The sequence below is a fragment of the Rhizobium sp. BK376 genome, assembly GCF_004341625.1.
Classification (GTDB): domain Bacteria; phylum Pseudomonadota; class Alphaproteobacteria; order Rhizobiales; family Rhizobiaceae; genus Rhizobium.
The window spans coordinates 1-23,343 of record NZ_SLZG01000001.1 but is presented as its reverse complement, the minus strand read 5'-3'; the positions used below and the strand labels follow the sequence as shown (position 1 = coordinate 23,343).

Here is a 23,343-nt window from a genome sequence, read left to right as displayed (position 1 = left end):
GACCTCATCGAACACAAGAAGATGGAGTTCGGTATCGGGAACATCTTCAAGGCTTGCTATCGTCTCGGCGAGAAGGACGGAACTGACCACAGCTACGACCTGAAGAAGATCATCTTCTTTGCTGAACGTGAACTGGCACGTCTAGCCTAAGTCCACTCGCGCCACCCTGAGGTTTTCCTTGGGGTGGCATTTGGTTGCCCACTAGCCCGGAAGTCCCCCATGGATGAACCTCCGTATATACCTAAGGATGTCCTAAGGTTTCTTAAGGAAGCCTTTCCGAACACCATCCCACCTGACCTCCTAACCCTCTCAGACAGGGCCGTTGGTGCCCTTCATGGTCGACAAGAAGTTGTCGGTTTCCTTGAGGCGCATTACGCCGCCCAAGAAGAAAGCCATGTGTCCACCCAAAGCACCTAAGATCGAAAAGGCCGACCCCGTTCAGGCAGCGCCGCCCCCGGTAGATACACCGCAGGCACCTGTCCTTAACGAGGTTGGTACCACAGGGACCGATGCTGACATTGCCAACGCTGCTGCAAAGCGCAAGGGCAAGAAGTCTCTGGTCAACTCCCTGACAAATCCCATTCCCACTGTCCGTCCCCAGATTGGCGTTAACGTCCCGATCTAATGGCAGACCAGACCCCCGTCGATAGTGTCAAGGCCAAGGCGCTCTACAACGCTCTGGTGCAGGATCGTAACCCTTACGTCACCCGCGCTCAGCGTAACGCCGCAATCACGGTGCCCTATCTGTTCCCTAAGGATGGAACGACCGGCGCATCCGACCTTGACAACACCAACCAGTCCTTGGGTTCCCGTGGTCTACGTCAGCTTGCCTCAAAGCTGCAAATGGCCCTGTTCCCGATCAATGCCCCGTTCTTCAAGTACCAGATCGATGACCTGGCCCTCGCCACCCTTGCGAAGTCCAACGACAAACGAGGGTCCGTTGAAGCTGCCCTGAGTGCCCGTGAACGTGCTGTCTTATCCGAGATGAACAGCTCCATGTTCCGGCCCATCAGCTTCGAGGCTTGTCGTCAGCTCGTGGTCGCGGGAAACTATCTCCTCTACGTCCCGAAGAAGGGTAGGCCCCGTGGTTTCCGTCTGTCGTCCTATGTGGTCCAGCGTGACCCCAGCGGCAACGTACTCGACATCGTTGTCCTAGAGACCATCGCACGGACAGCCCTTCCTGTGAAAATCCGTGACCAGCTTCCACCGGCAGACGCATCGCTTGCCCGTGACGCCAAGATCGAAGTCTACACACGCATCTCCCTGAACGATGAAGGCACCCAATATGTGGTGACCCAAGAGATAGACGATGTTGTGATAGCCGGAGAATATGGCGGCACGTATCCTGTCGACAAATGCCCGTGGCTGCCTATCCGCCTCACGGTCCTCGAAGGTGAGGATTACGGTCGTGCCTTCGTTGACGAGTATGTCGGTGACCTGACCAGCCTGAACGCACTGACCGGAGCAATCCGAGATGGCACGATGCAGGCAGCCAAAGTCGTCTGGCTAGTTGCACCGAACTCTACCACAAGCGCCACTAAGTTGGCCAAGGCTGAGAACGGTGGCTTCGTCCAAGGCTCGAAGGACCATATTACCTGTCTCCAAATGGAGAAGGCCGCAGACTTCAGCGTTGCCGAACGCCTCATCCAATCCCTGACCGAACGCCTTTCCTACGCCTTCCTTCTCAACTCTGCGGTTCAACGTAGTGGTGAGCGAGTGACAGCCGAGGAAATCCGCTTCATGGCAGGTGAGTTGGACCAAGGTCTCGGCGGTATCTATTCCTTGCTTGCCGAGGAATTCCAAATGCCTGTAGCCAAGCTCTACGGTCTCCGCATGGAAGCCGTCCGCAAGGTACCGCCGCTACCGAAGGAAATCTCTAGCACGTCCATCGTTACCGGCTTGGACGCCCTTGGTCGTGGCAACGATCTTACCAACCTCGACACCTTCATCCAAGGCGCTGCGCAGACGTTCGGCCCCATGGTCATCGAGAAGCGCATCAATGACGAGGAATACTTCAAGCGTCGTGGCGCATCGCTCGGCATTGACACTGGTGGCCTTGTCCGCACCGACGAGGAAATCCAAGCCATAACCGACGCCGACCACCAGCGCGAACTACTAACTGCCGGTGTCCCTAACGCAGTGGCTCAGGCCGGTGGTGCAATCCGAGATCAACAGCAACAGGCAGCCGATGCCGCAACCCAGCAGGAGACGCAGTGAGCGAAGAAACCACTGAAACCGTAGAAACCGAGGTGACCGAAAACGTCGCTGAGGAAAAGAAGCCCCGCGCTCGAAAGGCCAAGGCAGAGGACAGTGTTCCCGAAGGTAGCGTCATGCTGACCTCTGGCAACCTGTACACGCCGTCCTGATGGAAAGCATCACCGTAAACCCCGGCGCTGAACCCTCTGAGGCGGAAGCGCTCGAAGCCCTGACCGTAGCTGCCGAAAGCGCACCGACGACAACCGAAGAAGCCCTTGCTGCCCGTTCGGCACCTTCCGAGGACTTTAAGCTTCCTGAAGGTTTCAGCTCCGTTGCTGACCTTCTGAAGGCTTACGAGGAACTGAAGGGTTCCCCCGCAGAGACCGAAGAGACCGGCGAGGAAGTCGAAGGTGATCCTGAGGAGACCGTAGAGGTTGACCCTGAGGACACCACGGTTGATGAAGAGCTGCCCGAAGTCATCACAGAAGAGGACGTTGTAGAAGCTACGGAAGAAGAGGCATCCGAAGAGGAGGCCGACCAATCCGAAGGCGACGAAGGCGATCCCCTCACGGCTGACGAGATCGTCGGTTATCTCACTGGTCGCTTTGCCGACAACGAAGGTACCCTCAGCGATGAGGACTATCAGCTTGCCGAGGCCAATGGCTACGGTCGCGATATGGTCGACGCCTATATCCGTGGCCAGAGGGCAGCGCAGGAACTCGCAGACCTCAAGATCAACGAAGCTGCCGGTGGCAAGGACAGTCTGGAAACCATGCTCATTTGGGCACGGACCGGGCTGACTGCTGACGAGATCAAGGAATACAATGCGGCTCTGGCTGACAACAATGTCGACCAAGCTGTACTTGGTGTGGCCAAGCTGCGCGAACGCTACGAGGCAGCCAACGGACGTGAACCTAAGTTGCTCGGCGGTAAACCCGCACGGGTGGCTACGGACACCTACAGCTCGTGGGCTGACGTAACGGTCGCCATGTCCGACAAGCGCTACGGCAAGGATGCAGCCTACACGGCACAGGTATCCGCCAAGCTCGGTCGTTCCAACTTTTAACCTAATGACCTCTCCCTAACCGGAGGGGTCTTTTTCAATTCTAGGAGATACCAATGTCCGCACTTACAGCGGCAGATACCTATTGCCCCGCCGTGTTGAAGCAAGAGCGGGATGGTTACTCCGTGTCCATTCAGGGCGCATTTGTCGGAAAGCTCACGGCCTACCGCTCGAAGGATAAGTCGACTTGGGTGCCCATCGGTACCTACACCGCACCGGCTGAGTTGGACGGCGAGTTCGCCACGGCCTACTGGCTTAAGGTTGGTTTCGGCCCCGGTGACTACACCTCAGGAACCGCCAACGTAAATGTCTATTGATAGCCCTATCTGGTCAGCCGCACCACGGCCAGCTTTAGGGACCGAACGGGGTAGGCGAGGATCACACTGGTTCGTCCCCGGTTTCTCTGGTCCTTCGGTGGATAGCGACCTCCTGAAGACGGTATTGTCACCAAACGGTGAAGACTTCCGCTTCTGGGATTTCACCATGGCAGGGGCCGATGGTATCTTCAGCGACCGTGGTGCAATTCCGGTTACCGCCGCTGGTTCTGCGGTCTTCCTAGCGCTGGACAGACACGGGCAGGGGTCGAAGTCTATCTCTGATATCGAGGCGGCTTTCCCTGAACTCTATTCACCCAGCAACACCATCCTAACACAGGACCCCGGCAGAACCGCCCTAATTGTAGGGATGGCCATTGACTTCAACGGTCAACCAACGGGGAGCGGCGTTGGGGCAGACATATCGTTCACGTCTACGCCGGGGCAGACTTACCGAGTTACCTACACGCGCATAGGAACCGTAGGCTGTTCTGCCGGGAATACCCAAGGCGGTAGCAACTATGGGTCATCCAGCGTTGGCGCTGGTAGCCGAGGTAGCTTTTACTTTGTAGCTGCTTCGACACAAACGTGGGTTCATTTCACGTCTAATAGTCCGTCCGCTGCGGCCGCCCAAGGCATCTCTATCCAGCAAGTTCCGCTCGGCATTGCCGTTCAGTCCAGTTCAAGCGCGTCAAAGCCTGCATGGCAAAACCCCGGCATTAAGTTCGATGGGTCCGACGACTATCTAGTCCCTGACTGGAAAGCGAAGTCTGGTGCAAACTGCATCATATTCCAGGCGGATGTTCCGGCATCCATGGCTGCACCTCAGCTAGTCTCCTCTGTCTACGGTTCGAACGCGAACTTCGGCATAGGGTTTCTTGAGACAGGCAAGCTCATAGGTCAGGTTGGCACTGCCACCGGTGCCGCCATCTTCGACGGGACAGGCGTTGACAACCGAGGGAAGACCGTAGTCGGCGCTCTGGTCATCAATGGAGCGACCGTCAAGCTCTACCTAAATGGTTCTGTTGTCTTCTCCGGTGCGCAGAACGGCAACCCTAGCACGACACTAAATCCATACATCGGCGCTTCGCTTGGCAGCGGTGTTGCGGGTAGCTTCTTCGGTGGCACCATCCGCCGCATTGCCTATGGGCAGGTAGCTCCCACGGCTGACAAGATCGTCGCTATCAGCAACCTTTGGGCAACCTAATGCACACAATCGCAATGCTCGTGACGGACGAACAGCGTTACAAAGTCACGTCTGACATCGACCGCATATCCCCAGACTTCCCCATCGTGTTCAGCCGCAAGGTCGCACCGATCGACCCAAACATGACCACGGACACCGCAGCAACCCACTGGTACCTAAACGCCGATTGGGTGGCTATCGAGATCATGTGTTCGTGGATCGAGTATGCCGAGGGAAACACCGACCTCATCGTCTTCACCGCCACGAACGAAGACAACTCAGCCGGTTGGGCTGTCTCCAATCTGGCATCTCAGGGTCTTCAGTTCGTACCCGACCCAGCCCCGTAACCAAAGGAAACCATGCCTATCACTCTAGGGGCCAAAAGCCTCTCCGAACTAACCCATGTCCACCCTGACCTTGTTCGCGTTGTCCATCGCCTAGCTGCCATTTCCACCATGGACTTCACGGTCCTCGAAGGTTCCCGGACGGTAGCACAGGAACGCCTTAACGTGGCCAAGGGTGTCTCCACCACCATGAACTCCAAGCACATTCCCGGCAAGGACGGTTACGCCCATGCTGTCGATATCGCCCCGCTGGTCAACGGCAAGGTCACTTGGGATTGGTCGGTCTACAACAAGTTCTCGCCCATCGTGAAAGAAGCTGCCCGGTTGGAAAAGGTACCGATCGAATGGGGCGGTGACTGGAAGACGTTCAAGGACGGTCCTCACTATCAGCTTCCGACCAAGCAGTACCCGTGATGCACCGGCACTCGACCAGACGCACCTCTAAGCTCTGGTTGGGTGTCTCCATGGTCCTTTCGTGGGTTGGCCTATTCGTTGCCCTATACCTCAAACTTGAGACGGCTTCGGTAGGGATCACGGTACTCATCCCAGCGATGTACACCGCCTACACCACGATTGGCCACATGGACTTCAGGCAGACCCTTTCCAGCCAACCGGAGACTACCCAATGACAGCTTCGTTCTTCCTTAAGTGGATTGCCCCGGTGATCGCGGTCCTCGCTGTCGTCGGCGTGATCTACGGTAAGGGTCGGCTCGATAGCAAACACGCAGCCGAGACCGCAGACCTTAAAGACCAGCTACAGCTTTCGGAGACCTTACGCGCATCCGAACAGAAGGCATACGACGCCGACGCTGTTCAGGCCAAGGCCAACGCCGACAAGCTCACCACCCTCAACTCAAACATCGACGGATTGAACGCCTATGTGGCAACGCTCAAAGATGCTGGTCGCGAGTGCCTTAGTGGCGCTGACAACGACAAGCTGCACCAGCTTTGGCGCTAAGCAGCTACCTGACCTTTACCCTTCACTACCTGCGGACCTTCGCGTCTGCTTCGACAAAGCGACACCAGCGCCACCGAAGGGCATCCTTACGAAAGCGGCGGTTATCGATTTGATCGCCAAGCTCCACCTTTCCGAAACCCAGAAGATCGACTGCGGTAAGCGGCTGATCAACTTCTACGACAACCTAAGGGGAACCCATGTCTGACTTTGGTAACGCATTCAAGGCCGCTCGTGCTTCTGGCAAGAAGGTCTTTACGTGGAACGGCAAGTCCTACACGACCAAGCTGAAATCCGAGACGACGGCCAAAGCGCCCAAGAACGTCCCGACGCCGACGCCAAAGCCTGACAACACACCACCCGGTGACAAGACCAAGGATGACACGCTGCAACCTTCGTCAACCACGGACAGCTCTGGTGCTGATACGCCTGCACCGCAGCAAGGCCCGAAGCCAGCCAAGGATGTCGGTATCGCATCTGCCAAGTCGCCCATCGGTCAGGCTGCCGCTCGTGTAGCTAACGCACCGTCGACACCTACGCCGTCTAATGCGCAGGTTCGGGACTACAACGCTAAGCGCTATCTGGCTGGTGATGTTGCCGATGGCTCACCCGACGATTCCGCACCGGATGCACCGCAGCAGGGTCCGAAGCCTGAAGGTGTCTTCTACGCCAAGAAAGGTTCGGCAATGTCTAAGGCGGCTGCACGTCGCGCCAATGCCCCGGTACCTAAGAAGTAATTAGGTGGCCCACTAGCAGTTCACTGCAACGGAATGGGAGAACTCAAGGGAGAGTTCTTTAAACTGGTCATGCCCAGCCAACCCATCCCCTAATCCTTCGACGTTCTGAGCAAGTCACACTGACCTTTTTAGGCGGTGACTATAGTCCACCTCAGAAATCGTAAGGATACTTATACTACATGGCTAACGCTATTGTTTCCCCGTTGGGTCAGGCTAACGGTGCTGGTGATACCAATGCACTGTTCCTCAAGGTCGCAACGGGTGAAATCATCACCGCATTCTCGCAGACCTCGCAGTTCGTTGACAAGCATCAGGTCCGTACTATCGCCAACGGCAAGTCTGCTTCGTTCTACGCAACTGGTCGTTCGAACAACGCTGGTTACCATACGCCGGGTACGGAAATCCTTGGTGGCACGATCCCGGTCAACGAGGTTGTCATCACCATTGACGACCTGCTTCTGACCCAGACGTTCATTGCCAACATCGAAGAAGCCAAGCTTCATGTCGACGTTCGCGGTGAATTCACCAAGCAGATGGGTGAAGAACTCGCCCAGGCATTCGACCGCAACGTTGCTATCAACGGTGTCTTGGCTTCCCGTGGTGCCGCTCGTGTCACTGGTCTCCCCGGTGGCGGCAAGCTGACCAACGCCAACTTCCTCACGGACGCACAGGCGTACGCAGATGCCCACTTCGACGCCGCCGCTGTTCTTGATGACAAGTTCGTCCCGACCACGGAACGCTACTCGTTCATGAAGCCTGCTCAGTACTACGCCCTCGTCAAGACCACCAAGGTCATCAACAAGGATTGGGGTGGTGAAGGTTCGTACGCAAACGGTACGGTCGCAATGATCGCGGAAATCCTCCCGATCAAGACGGCCAACCTGCCGAACACGAACATCACGACCGGCAAGTACGTCGGTGACTTCAGCAAAACCGCTGGTCTCATCATGCACCGCTCTGCCGTTGGCACGGTCAAGCTGATGGACCTGAAGGCTGAGAGCGAATACCAGATTTCCCGTCAGGGCACTCTGTTCGTCGCCAAGTACGCCATGGGTCACGGCCCGGTTCGTACTGAAGCCGCCATCGAGCTTGCAACCGCTTAATCACTAACCCAACCGGGGTCCTTAATTGGGCCTCGGTTTTTTTCGTTTAAGGAACCTTTATGTCTGCACTTGACGGTATCACACCGCTCACAGAGCTAGAGGCAATCAACGTCATTCTTGCCACGTCCACCCAAGCGCCCATCAGCACCTTGGACGACGTAGAGGTGACCGACGCCTCTCTAGCTCGCAATACCCTTCGCGCTACGCTCATCGAAGTCCAGACGCAGGGGTTGTCGTTCAACAACGAAACCGGCTACATCATCTCCCCCGACCAGAACGGCTTCATCATCCTTCCGAGGAACACGCTGAAGGTCGACACGGATGGCGACGATGCTGATACCAATGCCGTCCAGAGGGGCACCAAGCTCTACAATAAGGACACGCACAGCTTCGTCTGGGATAAGCCTGTCTCCCTCGATATCGTCCTAGCATTCGCCTTTGATGAGCTTCCACCGATCGTGGCCAACTACTGCGTCATAAGGGCAGCGCGGAAGTACCAAGACCAATACTTCGGTGACAGTCAGGTCCACTCCTATACGGAGCAGGATGAGCTGATCGCACAGGCTGCCATGCTCGAAGCCGAACTCGATACCAATGACCCGAACATGCTCACCGATAGCACGTTCATGCAGGGCCTTCTTGCGCGTACCTAATGGCTCGCATTTCAGGTTCTATCCCGAACTTCATCAATGGCGTGTCGCAGCAAGCTATGGCTCTGCGGCTTTCGTCTCAGGGGGACTATCAGCTCAACGCGCATTCTACGGTTGTCGATGGTCTCATTAAGCGTCCGCCGCTTGTCCGTGGTCCTCAGATCGTCGGGGACTTCACCACCAACCCGGTCCACTGCCACCCTATCAACCGAGACGTAACCGAACGCTACGAGACCGTTTGGTCCAAGACTGGTGTCCGCGTATTCACCTTGGACGGCCAAGAGCGACAAGTGACGTACCCCGGTGGCCTTCAGTATCTCCAATACACCGGCAACCTTCCCGAACCGCCGTATCGTACGTCGACCATCGGGGACTACACCTACATGACCAACCAGCAACGCATGGTCGCCATGGACGCCAATGTGGTGGAACCGGCGCAACCCTACGAGGCTATGGTCTACGTCATGGCCGGAAACTACGGCAAGACCTACACGATTTCCATCAACGGTGCCGTGGTCGCTTCCTATTCGACGCCTGATGGTACCTCTGGTGCCCAAAGCCCCGGTGTCGACACGTCCTACATCGCGAGGCGTCTGGCAACCGGCGAGACCCAAGACCTAGGTAAGACCGTGAACAACACCACGGCGTGGGTCTACAAGGCCACCGACAAGAACCTAGCAGCCAACACTTCCGGCTTCTCTATCGTGGCAGGGAAGGGGGTGATCTACCTCAGGGCCGGTTCCCCGTTCACCATCTCGGTCGAGGACGGCTACAACGGCCACGCCATGAAGGCTATCCAGTATGAGACCCAAGACTTCACAGACCTTCCCGCCTACGGCTACCCCGGTGTTGCCATCAAGGTCAAAGGCTCTGTCACCACGGCCTACGATGACTACTACGTCCGGTTCACTCCGGTGTCCGGTGACGGCTCCGGTATCGTCGGCGGCAGTTGGGTTGAAATCTCGAAGCCGGGGACAGCCATCGCGTTTGACGGCGAAACCATGCCCCACGCACTGGTCCGTCAGAAAGATGGGACGTTCACCTTTGGCCCGGTAAGCTGGGAACGGCGGCGCTGCGGTGACGAGGTTACCAGCCCAAGCCCTTCGTTCGTTGGCGCTACAGTCTCCGATATCATCTGGTTCAAGAACCGGCTCGGTTTCCTCAGTGGCGAGAATACCATCCTTGGTCGCTCTGGTGGACCTTTCGATTTCTGGAAGACGACCGCGACGACCACAGAGGACGATGACCCCATTGACGTGGCTTCTTCGGAGACCGACGTTTCTGTCTTGCGCTCTGCCGTGGGCTTTGCTGACCGGCTCATTCTGTTCTCGGATAACACTCAGGACATGCTAGCCGGTGGCGACACCCTGACCTACAAGACGGTCAACATAAAGCCGTCCACGGCATACAGCATGTCGTCCCGGTGCAGGCCGGTGGTCGTGGGTGACAACATCTACTTCCCGGTAAAGCGCGGTCGCTATTCGATGATCCGCGAGTACACCATCGACCCCGCAAGTGACGTAGGTAAAGCCGAGGATGTCACCGGGTACGTGCCGCTGTTCCTTCAGGGCGAGGTGGTCAAGCTTCGAGCTTCCACCCATGAAGACGTTCTGATCGTTCAGACGGACGAAGGTGGCGGCGGTCTCTACGTCTACAAGTACTTCTATCAGGAGCGCAGCAAGGTTCAGTCCTCGTGGTCCCGCTGGGAGTTCACGGACGTGCAGACGATCCACGACTTCTGGTTCATAGAAAGCACCCTGTACGTTCTGCTTCAGACGACCAGCGGCCACATATGGATCGAAAGCGTAGACATTCAGGCTGGCAATGCGGACGACGGTCTGGACTTCACGGTCAACCTCGATCACCGCATCACCCTGCCTCCGTCTGGTCGCACCTACAATCCGCTCACGGACAGGACCATCGTCACCGCAGATATCTCTAGTTCGCCCTTCGTCCTCGTAAGCGGCGCTGGTGGAACCAATGTAGGCCCCGGTCTGCTTCTCCACCCTGTCGATATCACCGCGACCACCTTCTCACTCGTCGGTGACCTGAGGGACGTTCCGATCTTCGTAGGTCTAGATTACACCAGCCGGTTCCGCCTCTCAACGATCTACATCCGCGAGACAAGCTCAGCCGGGGTACCGATCGTCAGGACCGAAGGACGCCTTCAGTTGGTCCGGTTGCTCATTCGCTACGGCAAGACTGCCTACCTTCGGGCGGAAGTCACGCTTCAGGGGATGGCTATGAGGGCCTACGCCACCAACGGTCGTGTCATGGGCGATCCGCTGAACAAGACGGACAGCATAACCATGGGCGACGGAGTGCTGGACATCCCGCTACTCAGTCAGAACGATAAATGCTCTGTCGAGCTGGTCAACGATAGCTACTTGCCGTCTTCGATCATCTCAGCCGAGTGGACCGCAAACTACGTCACCAAATCGCAAAGGGTACAATGATTGAATTTCGTGAGGCTACGTTGGCCGATATGGTCGACCTAGCCCCACGGCTTCGACCAGAGGACACCGCAGAATGCCTAGCCGCTTCCGGTGTTTCCCCTGAAGTCTCCCTTCCGTCTGCCCTTGGTCTAGGCCCTTGCTGGGTCTGGACCGTGGACGGTCGCCCTGAGGCTGCCATAGGCGTCATCCCTGTAAAAGGTTGCCCACTATCAGGGGCAGTCTGGATGCTAGCCTCTCCCGAATTGCTGAAGCATATCAGATATATGGTTGCCCACTTGCATGGGGTTATCGATATGCTCCACGACCACTTCGCCCTTTTGGGAAACTATGTGGACCAGAGAAACACCGTCCACGTCAACTTCATCAAACATTGCGGCTTTTCGCTCCTCCGTGTCGTCCCTGACTACGGCGTTGAGCGGAGGCCCTTCATCGAATTTGTCAAACTAAGGACCCCCGATGTGTGATCCAGTATCCCTTGCCAGCCTCGCCATCGGGGCAGCAAGTCAGGTCACCAGCTTCATGGGCGCAACCCAGCAAGCCAAGACCCAAAACCAGTTAGCCGAAAACAACCGTATCGAAGCCAATGCCGCTGCATCTGACCAGTATGCCGCTATCCAGAACCGGATGTTGCAGGAAAAGGCAGCCGCCTCCCGCGATCTTGAAGACGCCAACCAGCAGACGCTAAGGCCCGTGGTACCGCTGCGGTGACCTCTGGTGAGGCCGGTATATCCGGTATCACCGTGGACAGCCTGATCGCGGACTACAACGCACAGCAAGGCCGCTTCGAGCGCACCAACGAACAGAACCTAGCGATGACCCAAGATCAACTTCGGTCGCAGCTCGACGGCGTTAAGTCACAGGCTGAAGGTCGCATCAACTCCGTACAGAAAGCAGCCAAGCCGTCGTTCCTGCCATATGCCATCGGCATCGCAAGCACGGGCCTTGATGCGTACTCGGATAGTCTAAAGAGGAAGAAGTAATGGCGGGACGCGTCGAAGTTAACACCAATCTTGGTCTCAATGACCGTCTGACACCGCAGGCATCCCCGGTTGATACCTATGCGGAACCGGCCCGGTCACCGATGGATGACAGCCTAGACCGCCTTGCGAAATCCTTGGCTGGCTTCAGCACCTCTATCGACACCTATGGTCAGGTTGCTGCGGTGAAGCAATCGGCAGCCGATAAGCAGACCCTTGCCCTTGAGGAAGCCAAGATCGGCGGAATGACGAAGGAGCAGATTGCCAAGGCCCGTGCCGATGGAAGTCTCCCCGCTTATGCTGACCCTCTGAAGCAAGCCGGTATCGATGCTGCCGTTGGTTCGCAGCTCGGTAGCCAGTACAGCGAGGACACCCAGAACTACGTAAAGACCCAATACGATCCTGCCAAGGATGGGCCTATCCGAGACTTCCTCGAAAAGAGGCAGCGTGACGCTACGGCTGGTATGAACCCGGTTCAGGCCACTCAGTTTATCCGCCAGACGAACCCGCTGTTCGATTGGGCAGTGGGTCACCAGAATGATGTCGCCAACCAGCAGACGGTTGAGAAGGCGCACACCGCAGCCTACACCCTCATCGGCAACACGGTGACGAACAGTATCAAGGCCGGTGATAGCCCTGAAGCCACCGTAGCCGCCGTAAGGGCACAGTACGGTAACATCGGTCAGCAAGGTATCCTTGGCATCACCGAAAAGGACATCGACAATACCGTCCTGGCTGTTGCCCGTGACAATGCCCAGACCAATCCGAACTTCGCCTTGGCTCTGGCTAATTCGCAGTCCACGGACAAGGACGGAAACAAGACCGGCTTCCTCATCAACCCGACGACTGCCGACCGTGCGCAGGAAATCATCACCACGGCCAACGCTGCCATCCAAAAGAAGGCTAAGGTCGACTTCGGTAACTCCTTGGGCAACCTCGGCGCTGGTGCGATCCTGAACCACACCTTCACGGGCCTTAAGCCACCTTCGTTCACCAATGCGGACGGAAGTGTCACCGAGGTTTCCCCTGAGGATTTCAGCAAGAAAGCCACGGCAAGCTACCTAGCCAACTCGGCACTTGTCGCCAAGCAGCGGCATGAGGACCCTTCTCAGCAGATGGCCCGTGAGTTCTCTGACCTTCGTCGGGCTGGCCTACAGCATCCAGAGCTGAAGTCTCAGGTCAACGGCATCGCCGCCATGCTGTCTTCGGCAAACGTTCGTGATCCTGAGGCGAGGGCACAGCTCCTCACTAAGTTCAAGACCGGACAGTGGATGCTGAACGAAAGCCAGAACAGCCTTCAGGACTACGTTCAGAAGCAGGAGGACAAGGACGCCCTTGCCACCTTCAACGCCTTCAAGACTGTCCCGAACGCCGATGGCACGACCTATTCGGATGAGGAAGCCATGGACTTCGCTTCCGAGGTGTCCAACCCTGTCTACCGTGCGAACACCCATTTCACCAATGATGACCAAAGCCGGATCGATAGCCTCATGGGCGGTATCGTTAAGGGCACGGGCTGGTTCGGCTGGGGTTCGTCCAAGCCGGGGAACTATTCGGCTATCGAGAACAAGGTTGAGTATCTAGCCCGTGGCTTCATCGCCCGTGGCATGGACCATGAGGATGCGCTCAACAAGGCAGCCGATGCTGTCCAGAAGTCATCCCTGATTTACAACGGCGTGATGCTTCCTTCGATTAACGGCTTCACTGCCGATGACGATTTCCAGCCAACCGTGAAGAGCTTCGTTGACGATTGGGCAGCCAAGAACCCCAAGGCGCTCAAGGCCAACGGTATTGACGCATCTGACATCGCGATCCTGCCCCTCGGAAGCGTGAACGGTGACAGCGGTGGCCACTTCCGATTGGTCTCCAAGTCCGGTCTGGACGACATCCTAGACGACAACCACAACCAAGTGATCTTCAACGCGAACGATCTTCGCAACAAACGCGCAGCCGACACACAGGCTCGTAGAGACGCAGCAATCAAAGCAGCAGCAAAGAGGTAAGAATTGACCGACGCAGTTTCCGTCATCAAGGGATTTGAAGGCTATATCGACCACGCCAAGTGGGACAAGAACGCATACCGTGCTGGCTACGGTTCAGACACGACGACCCTCGAAGACGGGACTGTCGTTCCGATAACCAGCGACACCGTGGTAACCCGTGAGGACAGCGAACGGGACATCGCACGACGCACCGCGGATTTTGAAAGGACTGCCTCTAATCAGGTAGGTTCCGACAAATGGGCATCGCTTCCCGGAAATGTTCGGGCAGCACTCACGTCCACCACGTACAACTATGGCAGCCTTCCGCATGACGTGGTTGCCGCTGCCCAGACCGGGGATGTCAACGCGATCGCTAACGCTGTCCGTGGTCGATCCGATGACAACGGCGGTATCAATGCAGGCCGTCGTTCGCAGGAAGCTGACATCATCCTTGGTGGACCGCAGTCCGCTGAGGATAGCGCTCCGTATCGCCCTCAGGTCTCGGCGGGGGTCCAGTTCTCGGCAGACACCGAAGTTCCCCTGAACCCCAACCAAGCTGTCTCTGGTACCCAGCGTGTTGATGAGCCGGAAGCCCCCACGCTCTGGCAGACCGAGAAGGATGCGTTCAACCAGAACAGCACCCTTGCCATGATCCTCAACAGCAATCCCTACAAGGCTGACCCGAATTGGGTGAAGCCGGATGAGAACAAGCTGGCCACGGACCTTCAGGCTGCCGATCTGGACCCTGAACGCTATGCCAAGTTCCTCGGTGGTTCCACGTCTCAGGCTGGCTACACCAAGGCCATTCAGGACGCCCAGGCTGACCGGGATCGTCTCCAAAGGCTTTCTCAGGCTGGCTTTACGGGCACCGCGCTCGACTTCGTTAATCAAGCGCTAGACCCTGTGAACGTTGCCACGGACCTTGCTGTCTCGGCAGTTGCACCTGAGCTTACCCTTGGGAAGTACGGGGTCCGCGTTGGTCGTGTCCTATCTGCCGCGTTGGCCGGTGGTGCCTCTGGTCTCGCAACCTCTGCCGTCAATTATGGCTTCAACCCGAACGCCACCAAGGCCGACCTTATGATGGGCACGGTGATCGGGGCCGGTCTCGGCGGTATCGTCGGTTCCCTTGGTCGCAGCACCGCTACGGCGGCTGAGGCACGGGGCTTCAAGCAGATTGGCGAACAGGTCATCGCACAGCATGAAGGCGTCCCGTATGTTCCCCCGGCTCGTGGGGCGATGGGCGCGGCACCCGCACCAACCCGTGGCAGCTTCCTTGACGATGACAACCCGCTTCAGATGCTCGAACATAGTGATACACCTCAGTCTGCCTTCCGAGCAGGTCGCGTTGACATGAGGGCTATGGTCGACAAGTCGCAGAACCCGGCTGCCCGTAAGACGGCGGAAGGGATGCTTAACGAGGGAACGGGTGTCATTGGTCCGAACATCAATGGCCGCTCTGCCGACGAAGACCAAGCCATGCTTCAGCAAGAGTTCAGCGCAGCGTTCAACCGGACCTATCGGCCACAAAAGCAGGCATTCATTGCCAATGGTGGAACCGAACGCGAGTTCAACGAACAGGTCTTCAAGTACATCGAAGATACACGGCTGAACAAGTCTGACTTCTATGCCAAGGAAGTGAAGGTTGCGGGTGACAATACTGCCCGTGTCTTCAGGGAAACCCTAGAACTACAGAAGAACCCCTTGGTCCGCGAAGGTGGCGTTGGTCGACCAGTGCAGGGCGCTGACAAAACCCCGGCAAACGAGAACTACATCCCGCACGAATGGCACAACGAAAAGGTCCATCTGGGGGATGAGTACTTCGAGGACGGTACGCTCCACAATCTCATCAAGGGCGGTATGCGCAGGTCCAACGCCAAGCTGGACGAACCGCAGCTAGATCGTCTAGCCGGTGCCTTCCTCAAGTCCATCAAGGAACGTGGGGCAGGGGTTGGCCGTAGGGACTTCCTTACGCGTGTCTCCGGTAACAACATGGAAGACGCTATTCAGTCTTTGGTGGAGACCGGATCGCTGACCCAGAGCGAAGCCGACAACTTCATCAAGAACTATGAGGCTGACAACCTGAAGGCGGGTTCTGATACCGGCAACGCCAAACCGTTCAAGCGGCGGTCGCTCATCGATCCTGAGTATGTCCTCCCGTATCGTCCACGGGTCCGCAAGACTGGCGAAGTCCACGACGCTGATATCTCCGTTAAGGACTTCCTCAACCAGAACACCGAATACCTCGCACAGAAGTACATCCGCCGTGCATCCGGCAACATTGCCATGGCTCGCATGAAGCTTGCAATCGCGGACACTAAGGATGAGGCTGGTGAGGTAGTGGCGCATGGTGCAACCATACTGGACGGTATCACTTCCGACAAGGAATGGGCCAAGCACCTAGACGACATCGCTCGAAAGGGCGCTGATGCTGGTCAGACCCCACGGCAGATCAAAGCTGACCGTGATCGTCTACAATACGCCTACGACATGATTAAGGGGACCAAGACCTACGACTTCGACGCGACTAATCCCGGTTGGGCGCTTCGGATGTTCCGTAAGTTCAACTTCATCCGCATGATGAACCAAGTTGGCCTCGCGCAACTCCCTGAGTTGGGCAACCTCGTCGGCTCTGTCGGCATCAAGGCCATGGCACAGCAGCTCCCTGACATGCGGCGTATCATCGGCGCTGATGGTGTCTCGCATCTGCGGAACGGCTTCGGTGACGACGTTGAGGCTATCTTCGGCGCTGGTACCGAAAGCTGGCATAGGACCCCGAACGAACAGTACGACGAGATGCTGAACACCGTAGCCAACGGAAGGGGACATTGGCAGGACCGTGTGAGTACCTTGCTCGATAAGGGACAGCGCATCACCGGTAAGATTTCCGGCATGGAAGGCATTGATACGTTGAGCAAACGTTGGGCCTACAAGGCGGTTATCCAGAAGTTCGCCAATGCTGCCGCTGGTAAAGCAAAGTTGCCCACTAGCAGGCTTGCTGACCTTGGTTTGGACAAGGATATGTTTGAGCGTATCAAGGTTGCTCTTCGTGATCCTAAGTCAGTTCAGATGAACGGTTCCCGCGTTGCTGGCCTTAAGCTTGACAACTGGAAGGACAAGGAAGCCGCTGAGGCTTTCCGCCGCGCAGTCTATCGCAAGTCTACTGAAATTATACAGCAGAACCAGCTTGGTAATTCTATCAAGTGGATGGGTCACCCTGTTGCTAAAGCTCTGACACAGTTCCGAACCTTCATGGCCGCGTCCTACGTCAAGCAGTCTCTTAAGCTCCTCCACCAGAGGGACCCTGAGGCCCTCATCAATGCAGCTTTGGCTTCCTTCATCGGGGCCATGGTCTACGAGGTGCAGACACGCGAACAAGCCCTTGGCCGATCCGACGCGGACAAGTTCCTTCAGGATCGCCTAAGCCCCGCCAAGTTGGCCACGGCTGGCTTTGCTAAGGCTGGGGTCTCATCCATCCTGCCCATGCTGATCGATAGCACGATACCGATGGCGGGATACAAGCCGCTGTTCTCCTACTCCCGTACGACCGGGCAGACATCTAGTATCCTCACCGGCAACCCCACGGGTGGCCTTATGGATGACGTTCCGAACGCTATCAACGCGGGTAGGGGTCTCATTCACGGGGATATGTCTCAGGAGGAAGCGCGTACGCTGTGGAAGCTTATGCCGTTCGGCAATGCCTTCGGTGCGTTGCAGGGCTTCAACTACGCAATCTCTGGCTTGAACCCAAGAACACCTCAGTCTCGCAAGAGGGCTGTAGGTCTCTTTGGTGACGACAACTAAGTAACAACGGGGTAGGTCTTTGGCCTGCCCCTTTTTTCTCTAACAAGGAATACTATGGCAGCTACCGATATCCTGTCTTATGTCTACTATGACAGCAACGGGACACAGCTAGACTACACCTTTGACTTCCCCTACCTAGACCGCGATCACGTCAAGGTCTACATTTCCGGTCAGCCCTTCGGTGACTTCGTTTGGACCGGGACCTACTCGCTCCGCTTCAACCAAGCTATCCCTACCGGCAACAAGATCAAGATCGTTCGCGAGACCCCGGCATCCGAACCCCTGACGACCATCGGCAACGGTGCGTCCCTTCGAGCTGAGGACCTGAACCGGCAAGCCTTGCAGTCCATGTATGTCGCGCAGGAGGCTGAGGACGTTGCGGTCTACATAAGCACTTCTACGATTATCGCACCGGAAAGCGATGCTGGCCGCGTGAACCTCGTTCTGCCTTCTATCGAGGACCGGCGCAACCGCGTCATGGGTTTCGATGCTGATGGTGCATTCAAGATTTACACCGACCAAGACATGCCCAAGGGTCCTCAGGGTGACAAGGGTCCCGTTGGTGACCAAGGTCCGATCGGCCCCGATGGTGTCCAAGGTCCTCAGGGCAAGCAGGGCATCACAGGTCCGCAGGGTCCTCAGGGTATTCCAGGCATTCAGGGACCGCAGGGTCCTCAGGGTGACGTTGGTCCGGTAGGTCCTGCCTTCCAGCCCGACGCTGCTGGTGCGACCGCAGACCGCTCACTGTACGACAATGAACCCGCTGGTTTCGCCTTCCTAGACCTGACGACGCAGACGATGTACTTCAAGATCGACGGCACCTCAGGCAACTGGTCCCACGGCGTTGGCTTCGGCGTTGGCCCTCAGGGTATCCAAGGTGTCCAAGGTCCGCAGGGTGTCGTGGGTCCGCAGGGTCCTATTGGCGTTACTGGACCGCAGGGTCCGCAGGGTGTCCAAGGCAATACCGGATCGCAGGGTCCTCAGGGCGCTACAGGCCCCGAAGGCAGCGGCTTGAACTTCCGTGGAACATGGTCGTCTACGGTCACGTATGTCCGTAAGGATGTCGTGTTCTGGGGAGGCTCGTCCTACTACATGACTTCCACCACGAACAGCCTTGGTGAAGACCCTAGCCTCACCACGACCAAATGGTCCCTTGTGGCCAAGAAGGGTGACGCTGGTGCCACTGGTGCGACCGGCGCTACCGGCCCGACTGGCCCGACTGGTCCTCAGGGTTCCACTGGTCCGCAAGGTGCCAAGGGCGATACCGGCGCTACCGGCGCTACCGGCTCTATTGGCCCTCAGGGCGCTCAAGGTCCTCAGGGTCCTCAGGGTCCCTCTGGTGCCTTCCCGGTGGCCGATGGTGCCTATGGTAACTTCCGGTTCGTCAACGTTGCCAGTATTCCGGCTGGTTGGGTTCAGCGTGGGGTGTTCGTCCAAGATAACAACGGTACGCGCTTCGGCCTTATCCAGCGTGTAAGCTAATGAACATTGAGGATTTCATCAATCTTGGGGGAGGGGTTTCGGCCCCTTCCGGCGAGGCTGACATACCCATACCCGCTGCCGTCGACCTGTCGGGCTACATGCCTAAATCAGGTGGTGCGTTCACCAACGGCATCAGCTTCGGCTCTAACTCGGCAACAGGTCCGACCGTGGTTACTCGCCATATTGCTCTATGGGGCACGGCATTCGGCTTCAGTATCACCACGAGTACGCTGAACTATGTCAGCAGCGCCAACCATGATTTCTATGCTGGCTCTTCACGCATCCTGTCGGTATCGCCCACGACGTTCACCTATGCAGGGAAGAACATCTGGTATGAGGGTAACTTCGATCCGTCCTCATATCAGCCCAAACTTGGGTACACCCCGGTCAACAAGGCTGGCGACACGATCACCGGAGTTGTTGAGGTGTCGATGACAACGCCACAGGTGAAGCTGACAAGCACCAACACCGCGAAGACCCGCTACCTCTACCACGACGGGACCAACATCGGCTTCCTCAACAGCACAGGTGGATGGGCGTTCCGTACGGACGACACAGGTGCACTTTGGTGTTCACAGCTAGGCGACATCAATGGCCGCATAGAAAATCGCGCCTCAGCCTACGCCGCCAATTGCGTAACAAGCTCTCAGATGGCCGGATACATCGAGCAACAGGCGTCCACGGGTGGCACTTACACCTACAGCGCCTACGTCATAACCATGGCTTCCCGCCGTGACAGTGATGCCTACGCCTTCGGGTTCCGTCAGCCTCAGCTCTACATCCCCTCCCGTGGCTGGTTCGCCGCCTTCCCGTTCTAAGGAGACCCATGTTCAACTTCGGTAAACTCACGGCTCGTAAGGAGACCGTTGAGATGCCAGACGGCAGCCCCGTCGATATCCTTGTCATGTATGACGCCAACGGTGTCGAATGGCATGACGCCTATAAGGCACAACCTGTATTTGATTACTACTTGGCTATACTTGATAATGGCCGAGTTGTTTCTATGGAAGCTGACCCAGAGCATTCCCAGATAGCGGACCTGACAATCCTTGGCTTGTCCACAGCAGAAACCGGAGGCTACACCCGTGGCCCCGGTGGTAGCGTCTATGGCAAGTGGTGGAATGGGTCAACCCTGACCGATCCTGTCCTCAGCCGCGAGGAATACCCGGTCCTTCTCCCGACTGTCTTCTGGAAAGCGGCTCGTGAGATCGGCGTCTACAAGGCCGACATTGTGACCCAACTCAACCAGATACCGGACCCAGACCAACGCGAGGACGCTTTGATCGACCTTGACGAATGCTCTGGCTTCATCCGCCTCAACCCGTTGGTTGTCTCATTAAGCGACACCTACCAAATCACTCCCGAACAGCTCGATACATTGTGGCTATGGGCAGCAAACACTCAGGTTTAACCGTGGAACACAACACCACCGTAGTTGCGACTACCGCACTTATGACACCCTTCTGGTTGCCGAGCTTGACTTCGGTTTCCGAGGTTGCCGCTACCGTTACCCCTATTCTCGGCGCTATGTGGCTGGTCATCAAGATCGTTGGACAGTGCGCACATTGGATCAAGAAGTACAATGAAAACAGACACTAACGCACTCGAAAGCCTCTTTGACACATTCGCTGATGGTCTATCCAAGCTCCTAAGGGAGGGTAGGACCGCAGTGAACAAGGATGGCGAGATCGTCCAGCTTACGCCCGACGCGGCCACCTTTAACGTCATCCGGCAGTTCTTGAAGGACACCGGGACGACCGTGGCACCGGGCAAGAGCGAGAAGGTGAACTCCATAGTTGAGAACCTTCCGTTCGGCCTACCTGAAGACGACAACACCGAAGCCTACCATTAAATCACCATAGCGGCTCACTGACGCGCTCCTTACGTCTGACGATAGATTGTTCATCGTTGACCCTAGAAACGCGTCAGTGGGCCTCCCTGTGTCCATACGCCTCCACTATCGGGATAATTAGTGACGCAACTACTTTCGTCTACCTCGCTCACTCAGCAGGCAGACCCAATCCTCTCAACCTTTAAGAACTTCCTGTACCTCGTTTGGAAGCAGTTCCTTGATGGCAAGCTGCCGACGCCGGTCCAGTACGACCTTGCAGACTTCCTACAGCATGGCCCGAAGCGCTCCGTTATCGAAGCCTTCCGTGGCGTTGGTAAATCTTGGGTCACCTCGGCGTTCGTCGTCTGGTGTCTCCTCAGGAACCCCAACCTGAACATCCTCGTCATCTCGGCTTCCAAGAACCGATCGGATGACTTCTCCACCTTCACCATGCGCATCATTCTTGAGATGCCTATGTGCGCTCACCTGATACCGGGTCCTGACCAGCGCTCATCCAAGATTGCCTTCGACGTTGGTCCAGCTACCGCGTCCCACGCTCCGTCAGTCAAGTCCCTCGGCATCAACTCGCAGATCGCGGGTAGCCGTGCTGACATCCTGATTGCGGACGACATTGAAGTTCCGAACAACTCCGATACCCAGATCAAGCGCGACTTGCTTGGCGAGAAGGTCAAGGAGTTCGACGCCGTTCTGAAGCCGGGTGGCCGCATCATCTACCTTGGTACACCTCAGTCCGAACAGTCGCTTTACAACGTGCTACCAGAGCGTGGCTACGTCATGCGCGTATGGCCAGCCAGGTATCCCACGGAAGAGCAGCTAGCCAAGTACGGTCCACGACTGGCACCGATGATCACCAAGGCCATGGCTGAGGCTGCTGACCGGGGTGAGGACATCTCCGGAAAGTCCACGGACCCCCAACGCTTCTCCGATACGGACCTAAGTGAACGTGAGCTTTCCTATGGTCGCTCTGGCTTCGCCCTACAGTTCATGCTCGATACGAGCCTGTCCGATGCTGACAAGTTCCCCTTGCGGCTGTCTGACCTCATCGTCATGCCTCTGGACAAGAACAGGGCACCACAGGCGATGTCATGGGCTTCCGGCGCTGAACAGCGGTTGGACCATCTGCAAGCCGTAGGGCTGCCCGGTGACCGCTACCACAAGCCTATGTGGTGGGATAAGGAAAGCCTGCCCTATGAGGGTTCGGTCATGTTCGTGGACCCCTCTGGTCGCGGCGGTGACGAAACCGTATGGGCAACCGTCAAGCACCTTCACGGCAACCTGTTCCTGACCGGGATGGGTGTTGCTCGAAACAAGGGCTACGACAAGTCCGTCCTGCTGAACATCCTGAACGACGCTCGGAAGCAAAAGGTCAACAAGATCATCGTTGAGCCTAACTTCGGTGACGGCATGTTCGCTCAGCTCCTCCGCAACGAAGCGATGTCGACCTACAAGGTTGAGATCGAGGACAGCGAGTGGGCAAAGAACCAGAAGGAAGTCCGCATCATCGACACCTTGGAACCCATCATGAACCAGCACCGGCTCATCGTGGACGAGGCTGTCATTGAATGGGACTACACGTCCACAGACGGCTACGCTAAGGAGGAGCAGACCTACATGCGCCTCATGTACCAGCTTACGCGCCTCACCGCTCAGAAGGGCTCTCTGGCCCATGATGACCGTGTTGACGCTCTGGCTGGGGCTGTCGCCTATTGGGTGGAGTTCCTGTCCCGCAACGACCGTACCTCTGCTAAGCAGCTTAAGGACGACGCTCTTCAAGCTGAACTGGATAAGTTCCTTGATGACTTCGGGGATGGCTCCTCGGCAGGATACCTTCGCTTCTTCTAATAACCCTTGTAGACCATGGGGGACCTATGCCTTGGCGGGGCCTATTCGATTAGGTTGCCCACTAGCTGGGGGTCCCCTATGGTCATACTTAGGTAAACCATGGTTACCTTAGGTTACCTTAGGTAGACCATGGTCCTACCTAGGTAGGGTAAGGGTAGGTAGGGTAGACCAAGGTCATACCTAAGCAGCTCAATGGTGCCTATGGTTGGAGGGGACCAGCCCGATAAGGGAGACCCCCTCTATGGTCCACCATGGTCATACCCGGTCAGCTTAAGCCAACGCTCGGTAGACGATCACACCGAAGATACGTACGCATACGGCGTAGACCACAGGAATTCGCATGACGTGCGTGCTATTGTTGTCTGATGGATATCGACGAAGACAAGATCGATGACGCTGTGCT

23 protein-coding genes are annotated in these 23,343 nt (G+C 57.0%); all 23 read left to right on the top strand.

What is annotated here, in order from left to right:
* Positions 1-21 precede the first annotated feature (21 nt).
* The 23 genes from EV561_RS38365 to terL all read left to right on the top strand — a co-directional run bounded on the left by EV561_RS38365 (position 22) and on the right by terL (position 22,940).
* Positions 22-150 carry a hypothetical protein gene (locus EV561_RS38365; RefSeq protein WP_281024693.1) on the top strand — a complete coding sequence of 43 codons (129 nt, stop codon included), beginning with the start codon at positions 22-24 and terminating at the stop codon, positions 148-150.
* 184 nt (positions 151-334) lie between these two features.
* Positions 335-625, top strand: coding sequence for a hypothetical protein (locus EV561_RS00105; RefSeq protein WP_132516417.1), 291 nt, complete (start codon positions 335-337; stop codon positions 623-625).
* Positions 625-2,217 (top strand): portal protein, encoded by a 1,593-nt coding sequence (locus EV561_RS00100; RefSeq protein WP_132516416.1) that lies wholly within the window; start codon positions 625-627, stop codon positions 2,215-2,217. The genes EV561_RS00105 and EV561_RS00100 overlap by 1 nt, the downstream gene beginning before the upstream one ends.
* Entirely contained in the window at positions 2,214-2,366 is a 153-nt protein-coding gene (locus EV561_RS36995; RefSeq protein WP_165927721.1) for a hypothetical protein, read from the top strand. The genes EV561_RS00100 and EV561_RS36995 overlap by 4 nt, the downstream gene beginning before the upstream one ends.
* A complete protein-coding gene (locus EV561_RS00095; protein ID WP_132516414.1) occupies positions 2,366-3,262 on the top strand; it encodes a hypothetical protein in 897 nt (298 codons plus the stop codon). The genes EV561_RS36995 and EV561_RS00095 overlap by 1 nt, the downstream gene beginning before the upstream one ends.
* A gap of 53 nt (positions 3,263-3,315) precedes the next feature.
* Positions 3,316-3,576, top strand: a complete 261-nt coding sequence (locus tag EV561_RS00090) for a hypothetical protein (protein WP_132516412.1) — start codon at positions 3,316-3,318, stop codon at positions 3,574-3,576.
* 97 nt (positions 3,577-3,673) lie between these two features.
* Positions 3,674-4,780, top strand: a complete 1,107-nt coding sequence (locus EV561_RS00085) for a LamG-like jellyroll fold domain-containing protein (protein ID WP_132516410.1) — start codon at positions 3,674-3,676, stop codon at positions 4,778-4,780.
* Positions 4,780-5,106, top strand: a complete 327-nt coding sequence (locus tag EV561_RS00080; protein WP_132516408.1) for a hypothetical protein — start codon at positions 4,780-4,782, stop codon at positions 5,104-5,106. Before EV561_RS00085 ends, EV561_RS00080 begins: the two co-directional genes overlap by 1 nt.
* A 12-nt stretch (positions 5,107-5,118) precedes the next feature.
* Positions 5,119-5,517, top strand: coding sequence for a M15 family metallopeptidase (locus EV561_RS00075; protein ID WP_132516407.1), 399 nt, complete (start codon positions 5,119-5,121; stop codon positions 5,515-5,517).
* 211 nt (positions 5,518-5,728) lie between these two features.
* Positions 5,729-6,061, top strand: coding sequence for a hypothetical protein (locus tag EV561_RS00070; RefSeq protein ID WP_132516405.1), 333 nt, complete (start codon positions 5,729-5,731; stop codon positions 6,059-6,061).
* 197 nt (positions 6,062-6,258) lie between these two features.
* Positions 6,259-6,795 (top strand): hypothetical protein, encoded by a 537-nt coding sequence (locus EV561_RS00065; protein ID WP_132516403.1) that lies wholly within the window; start codon positions 6,259-6,261, stop codon positions 6,793-6,795.
* A gap of 179 nt (positions 6,796-6,974) precedes the next feature.
* Positions 6,975-7,898: a hypothetical protein gene (locus EV561_RS00060; RefSeq protein WP_207910482.1), complete on the top strand. Its 924-nt coding sequence runs from the start codon at positions 6,975-6,977 to the stop codon at positions 7,896-7,898.
* A gap of 59 nt (positions 7,899-7,957) precedes the next feature.
* On the top strand, positions 7,958-8,551 hold the full coding sequence (locus EV561_RS00055; protein ID WP_132516401.1) for a hypothetical protein: 594 nt from the start codon (positions 7,958-7,960) through the stop codon (positions 8,549-8,551).
* A complete protein-coding gene (locus EV561_RS00050) occupies positions 8,551-11,004 on the top strand; it encodes a hypothetical protein (RefSeq protein WP_132516399.1) in 2,454 nt (817 codons plus the stop codon). The genes EV561_RS00055 and EV561_RS00050 overlap by 1 nt, the downstream gene beginning before the upstream one ends.
* Positions 11,005-11,460: 456 nt before the next feature.
* Positions 11,461-11,712 (top strand): hypothetical protein, encoded by a 252-nt coding sequence (locus EV561_RS00045; RefSeq protein ID WP_132516397.1) that lies wholly within the window; start codon positions 11,461-11,463, stop codon positions 11,710-11,712.
* Complete coding sequence (locus EV561_RS00040; RefSeq protein WP_132516395.1) at positions 11,709-11,984, top strand: hypothetical protein; 276 nt, start codon at positions 11,709-11,711, stop codon at positions 11,982-11,984. The genes EV561_RS00045 and EV561_RS00040 overlap by 4 nt, the downstream gene beginning before the upstream one ends.
* Positions 11,984-13,984 carry a hypothetical protein gene (locus EV561_RS00035; protein WP_132516393.1) on the top strand — a complete coding sequence of 667 codons (2,001 nt, stop codon included), beginning with the start codon at positions 11,984-11,986 and terminating at the stop codon, positions 13,982-13,984. Before EV561_RS00040 ends, EV561_RS00035 begins: the two co-directional genes overlap by 1 nt.
* Before the next feature lie 3 nt (positions 13,985-13,987).
* Positions 13,988-17,764 carry a hypothetical protein gene (locus tag EV561_RS00030; RefSeq protein WP_132516391.1) on the top strand — a complete coding sequence of 1,259 codons (3,777 nt, stop codon included), beginning with the start codon at positions 13,988-13,990 and terminating at the stop codon, positions 17,762-17,764.
* Positions 17,765-17,818: 54 nt separating this feature from the next.
* A complete protein-coding gene (locus EV561_RS38360) occupies positions 17,819-19,246 on the top strand; it encodes a phage tail fiber protein (RefSeq protein WP_132516389.1) in 1,428 nt (475 codons plus the stop codon).
* On the top strand, positions 19,246-20,064 hold the full coding sequence (locus tag EV561_RS00020) for a hypothetical protein (RefSeq protein ID WP_132516387.1): 819 nt from the start codon (positions 19,246-19,248) through the stop codon (positions 20,062-20,064). The genes EV561_RS38360 and EV561_RS00020 overlap by 1 nt, the downstream gene beginning before the upstream one ends.
* 8 nt (positions 20,065-20,072) lie before the next feature.
* Entirely contained in the window at positions 20,073-20,657 is a 585-nt protein-coding gene (locus EV561_RS00015; RefSeq protein WP_132516385.1) for a hypothetical protein, read from the top strand.
* A gap of 171 nt (positions 20,658-20,828) precedes the next feature.
* A complete protein-coding gene (locus EV561_RS00010) occupies positions 20,829-21,098 on the top strand; it encodes a hypothetical protein (RefSeq protein WP_132516383.1) in 270 nt (89 codons plus the stop codon).
* A 120-nt stretch (positions 21,099-21,218) separates the two neighbouring features.
* Positions 21,219-22,940, top strand: a complete 1,722-nt coding sequence (gene terL / locus EV561_RS00005; protein WP_207910481.1) for a phage terminase large subunit — start codon at positions 21,219-21,221, stop codon at positions 22,938-22,940.
* Positions 22,941-23,343 lie beyond the last annotated feature (403 nt).

Coding starts and splice junctions, on each gene's coding strand:
- EV561_RS38365 (WP_281024693.1), top strand. CDS start 22: ATGGAGTTCGGTATCGGGAACATCTTCAAGGCTTGCTATCGTCTCGGC.
- EV561_RS00105 (WP_132516417.1), top strand. CDS start 335: ATGGTCGACAAGAAGTTGTCGGTTTCCTTGAGGCGCATTACGCCGCCC.
- EV561_RS00100 (WP_132516416.1), top strand. CDS start 625: ATGGCAGACCAGACCCCCGTCGATAGTGTCAAGGCCAAGGCGCTCTAC.
- EV561_RS00095 (WP_132516414.1), top strand. CDS start 2,366: ATGGAAAGCATCACCGTAAACCCCGGCGCTGAACCCTCTGAGGCGGAA.
- EV561_RS00090 (WP_132516412.1), top strand. CDS start 3,316: ATGTCCGCACTTACAGCGGCAGATACCTATTGCCCCGCCGTGTTGAAG.
- EV561_RS00080 (WP_132516408.1), top strand. CDS start 4,780: ATGCACACAATCGCAATGCTCGTGACGGACGAACAGCGTTACAAAGTC.
- EV561_RS00075 (WP_132516407.1), top strand. CDS start 5,119: ATGCCTATCACTCTAGGGGCCAAAAGCCTCTCCGAACTAACCCATGTC.
- EV561_RS00070 (WP_132516405.1), top strand. CDS start 5,729: ATGACAGCTTCGTTCTTCCTTAAGTGGATTGCCCCGGTGATCGCGGTC.
- EV561_RS00065 (WP_132516403.1), top strand. CDS start 6,259: ATGTCTGACTTTGGTAACGCATTCAAGGCCGCTCGTGCTTCTGGCAAG.
- EV561_RS00060 (WP_207910482.1), top strand. CDS start 6,975: ATGGCTAACGCTATTGTTTCCCCGTTGGGTCAGGCTAACGGTGCTGGT.
- EV561_RS00055 (WP_132516401.1), top strand. CDS start 7,958: ATGTCTGCACTTGACGGTATCACACCGCTCACAGAGCTAGAGGCAATC.
- EV561_RS00050 (WP_132516399.1), top strand. CDS start 8,551: ATGGCTCGCATTTCAGGTTCTATCCCGAACTTCATCAATGGCGTGTCG.
- EV561_RS00045 (WP_132516397.1), top strand. CDS start 11,461: ATGTGTGATCCAGTATCCCTTGCCAGCCTCGCCATCGGGGCAGCAAGT.
- EV561_RS00035 (WP_132516393.1), top strand. CDS start 11,984: ATGGCGGGACGCGTCGAAGTTAACACCAATCTTGGTCTCAATGACCGT.
- EV561_RS38360 (WP_132516389.1), top strand. CDS start 17,819: ATGGCAGCTACCGATATCCTGTCTTATGTCTACTATGACAGCAACGGG.
- EV561_RS00020 (WP_132516387.1), top strand. CDS start 19,246: ATGAACATTGAGGATTTCATCAATCTTGGGGGAGGGGTTTCGGCCCCT.
- EV561_RS00015 (WP_132516385.1), top strand. CDS start 20,073: ATGTTCAACTTCGGTAAACTCACGGCTCGTAAGGAGACCGTTGAGATG.
- EV561_RS00010 (WP_132516383.1), top strand. CDS start 20,829: ATGAAAACAGACACTAACGCACTCGAAAGCCTCTTTGACACATTCGCT.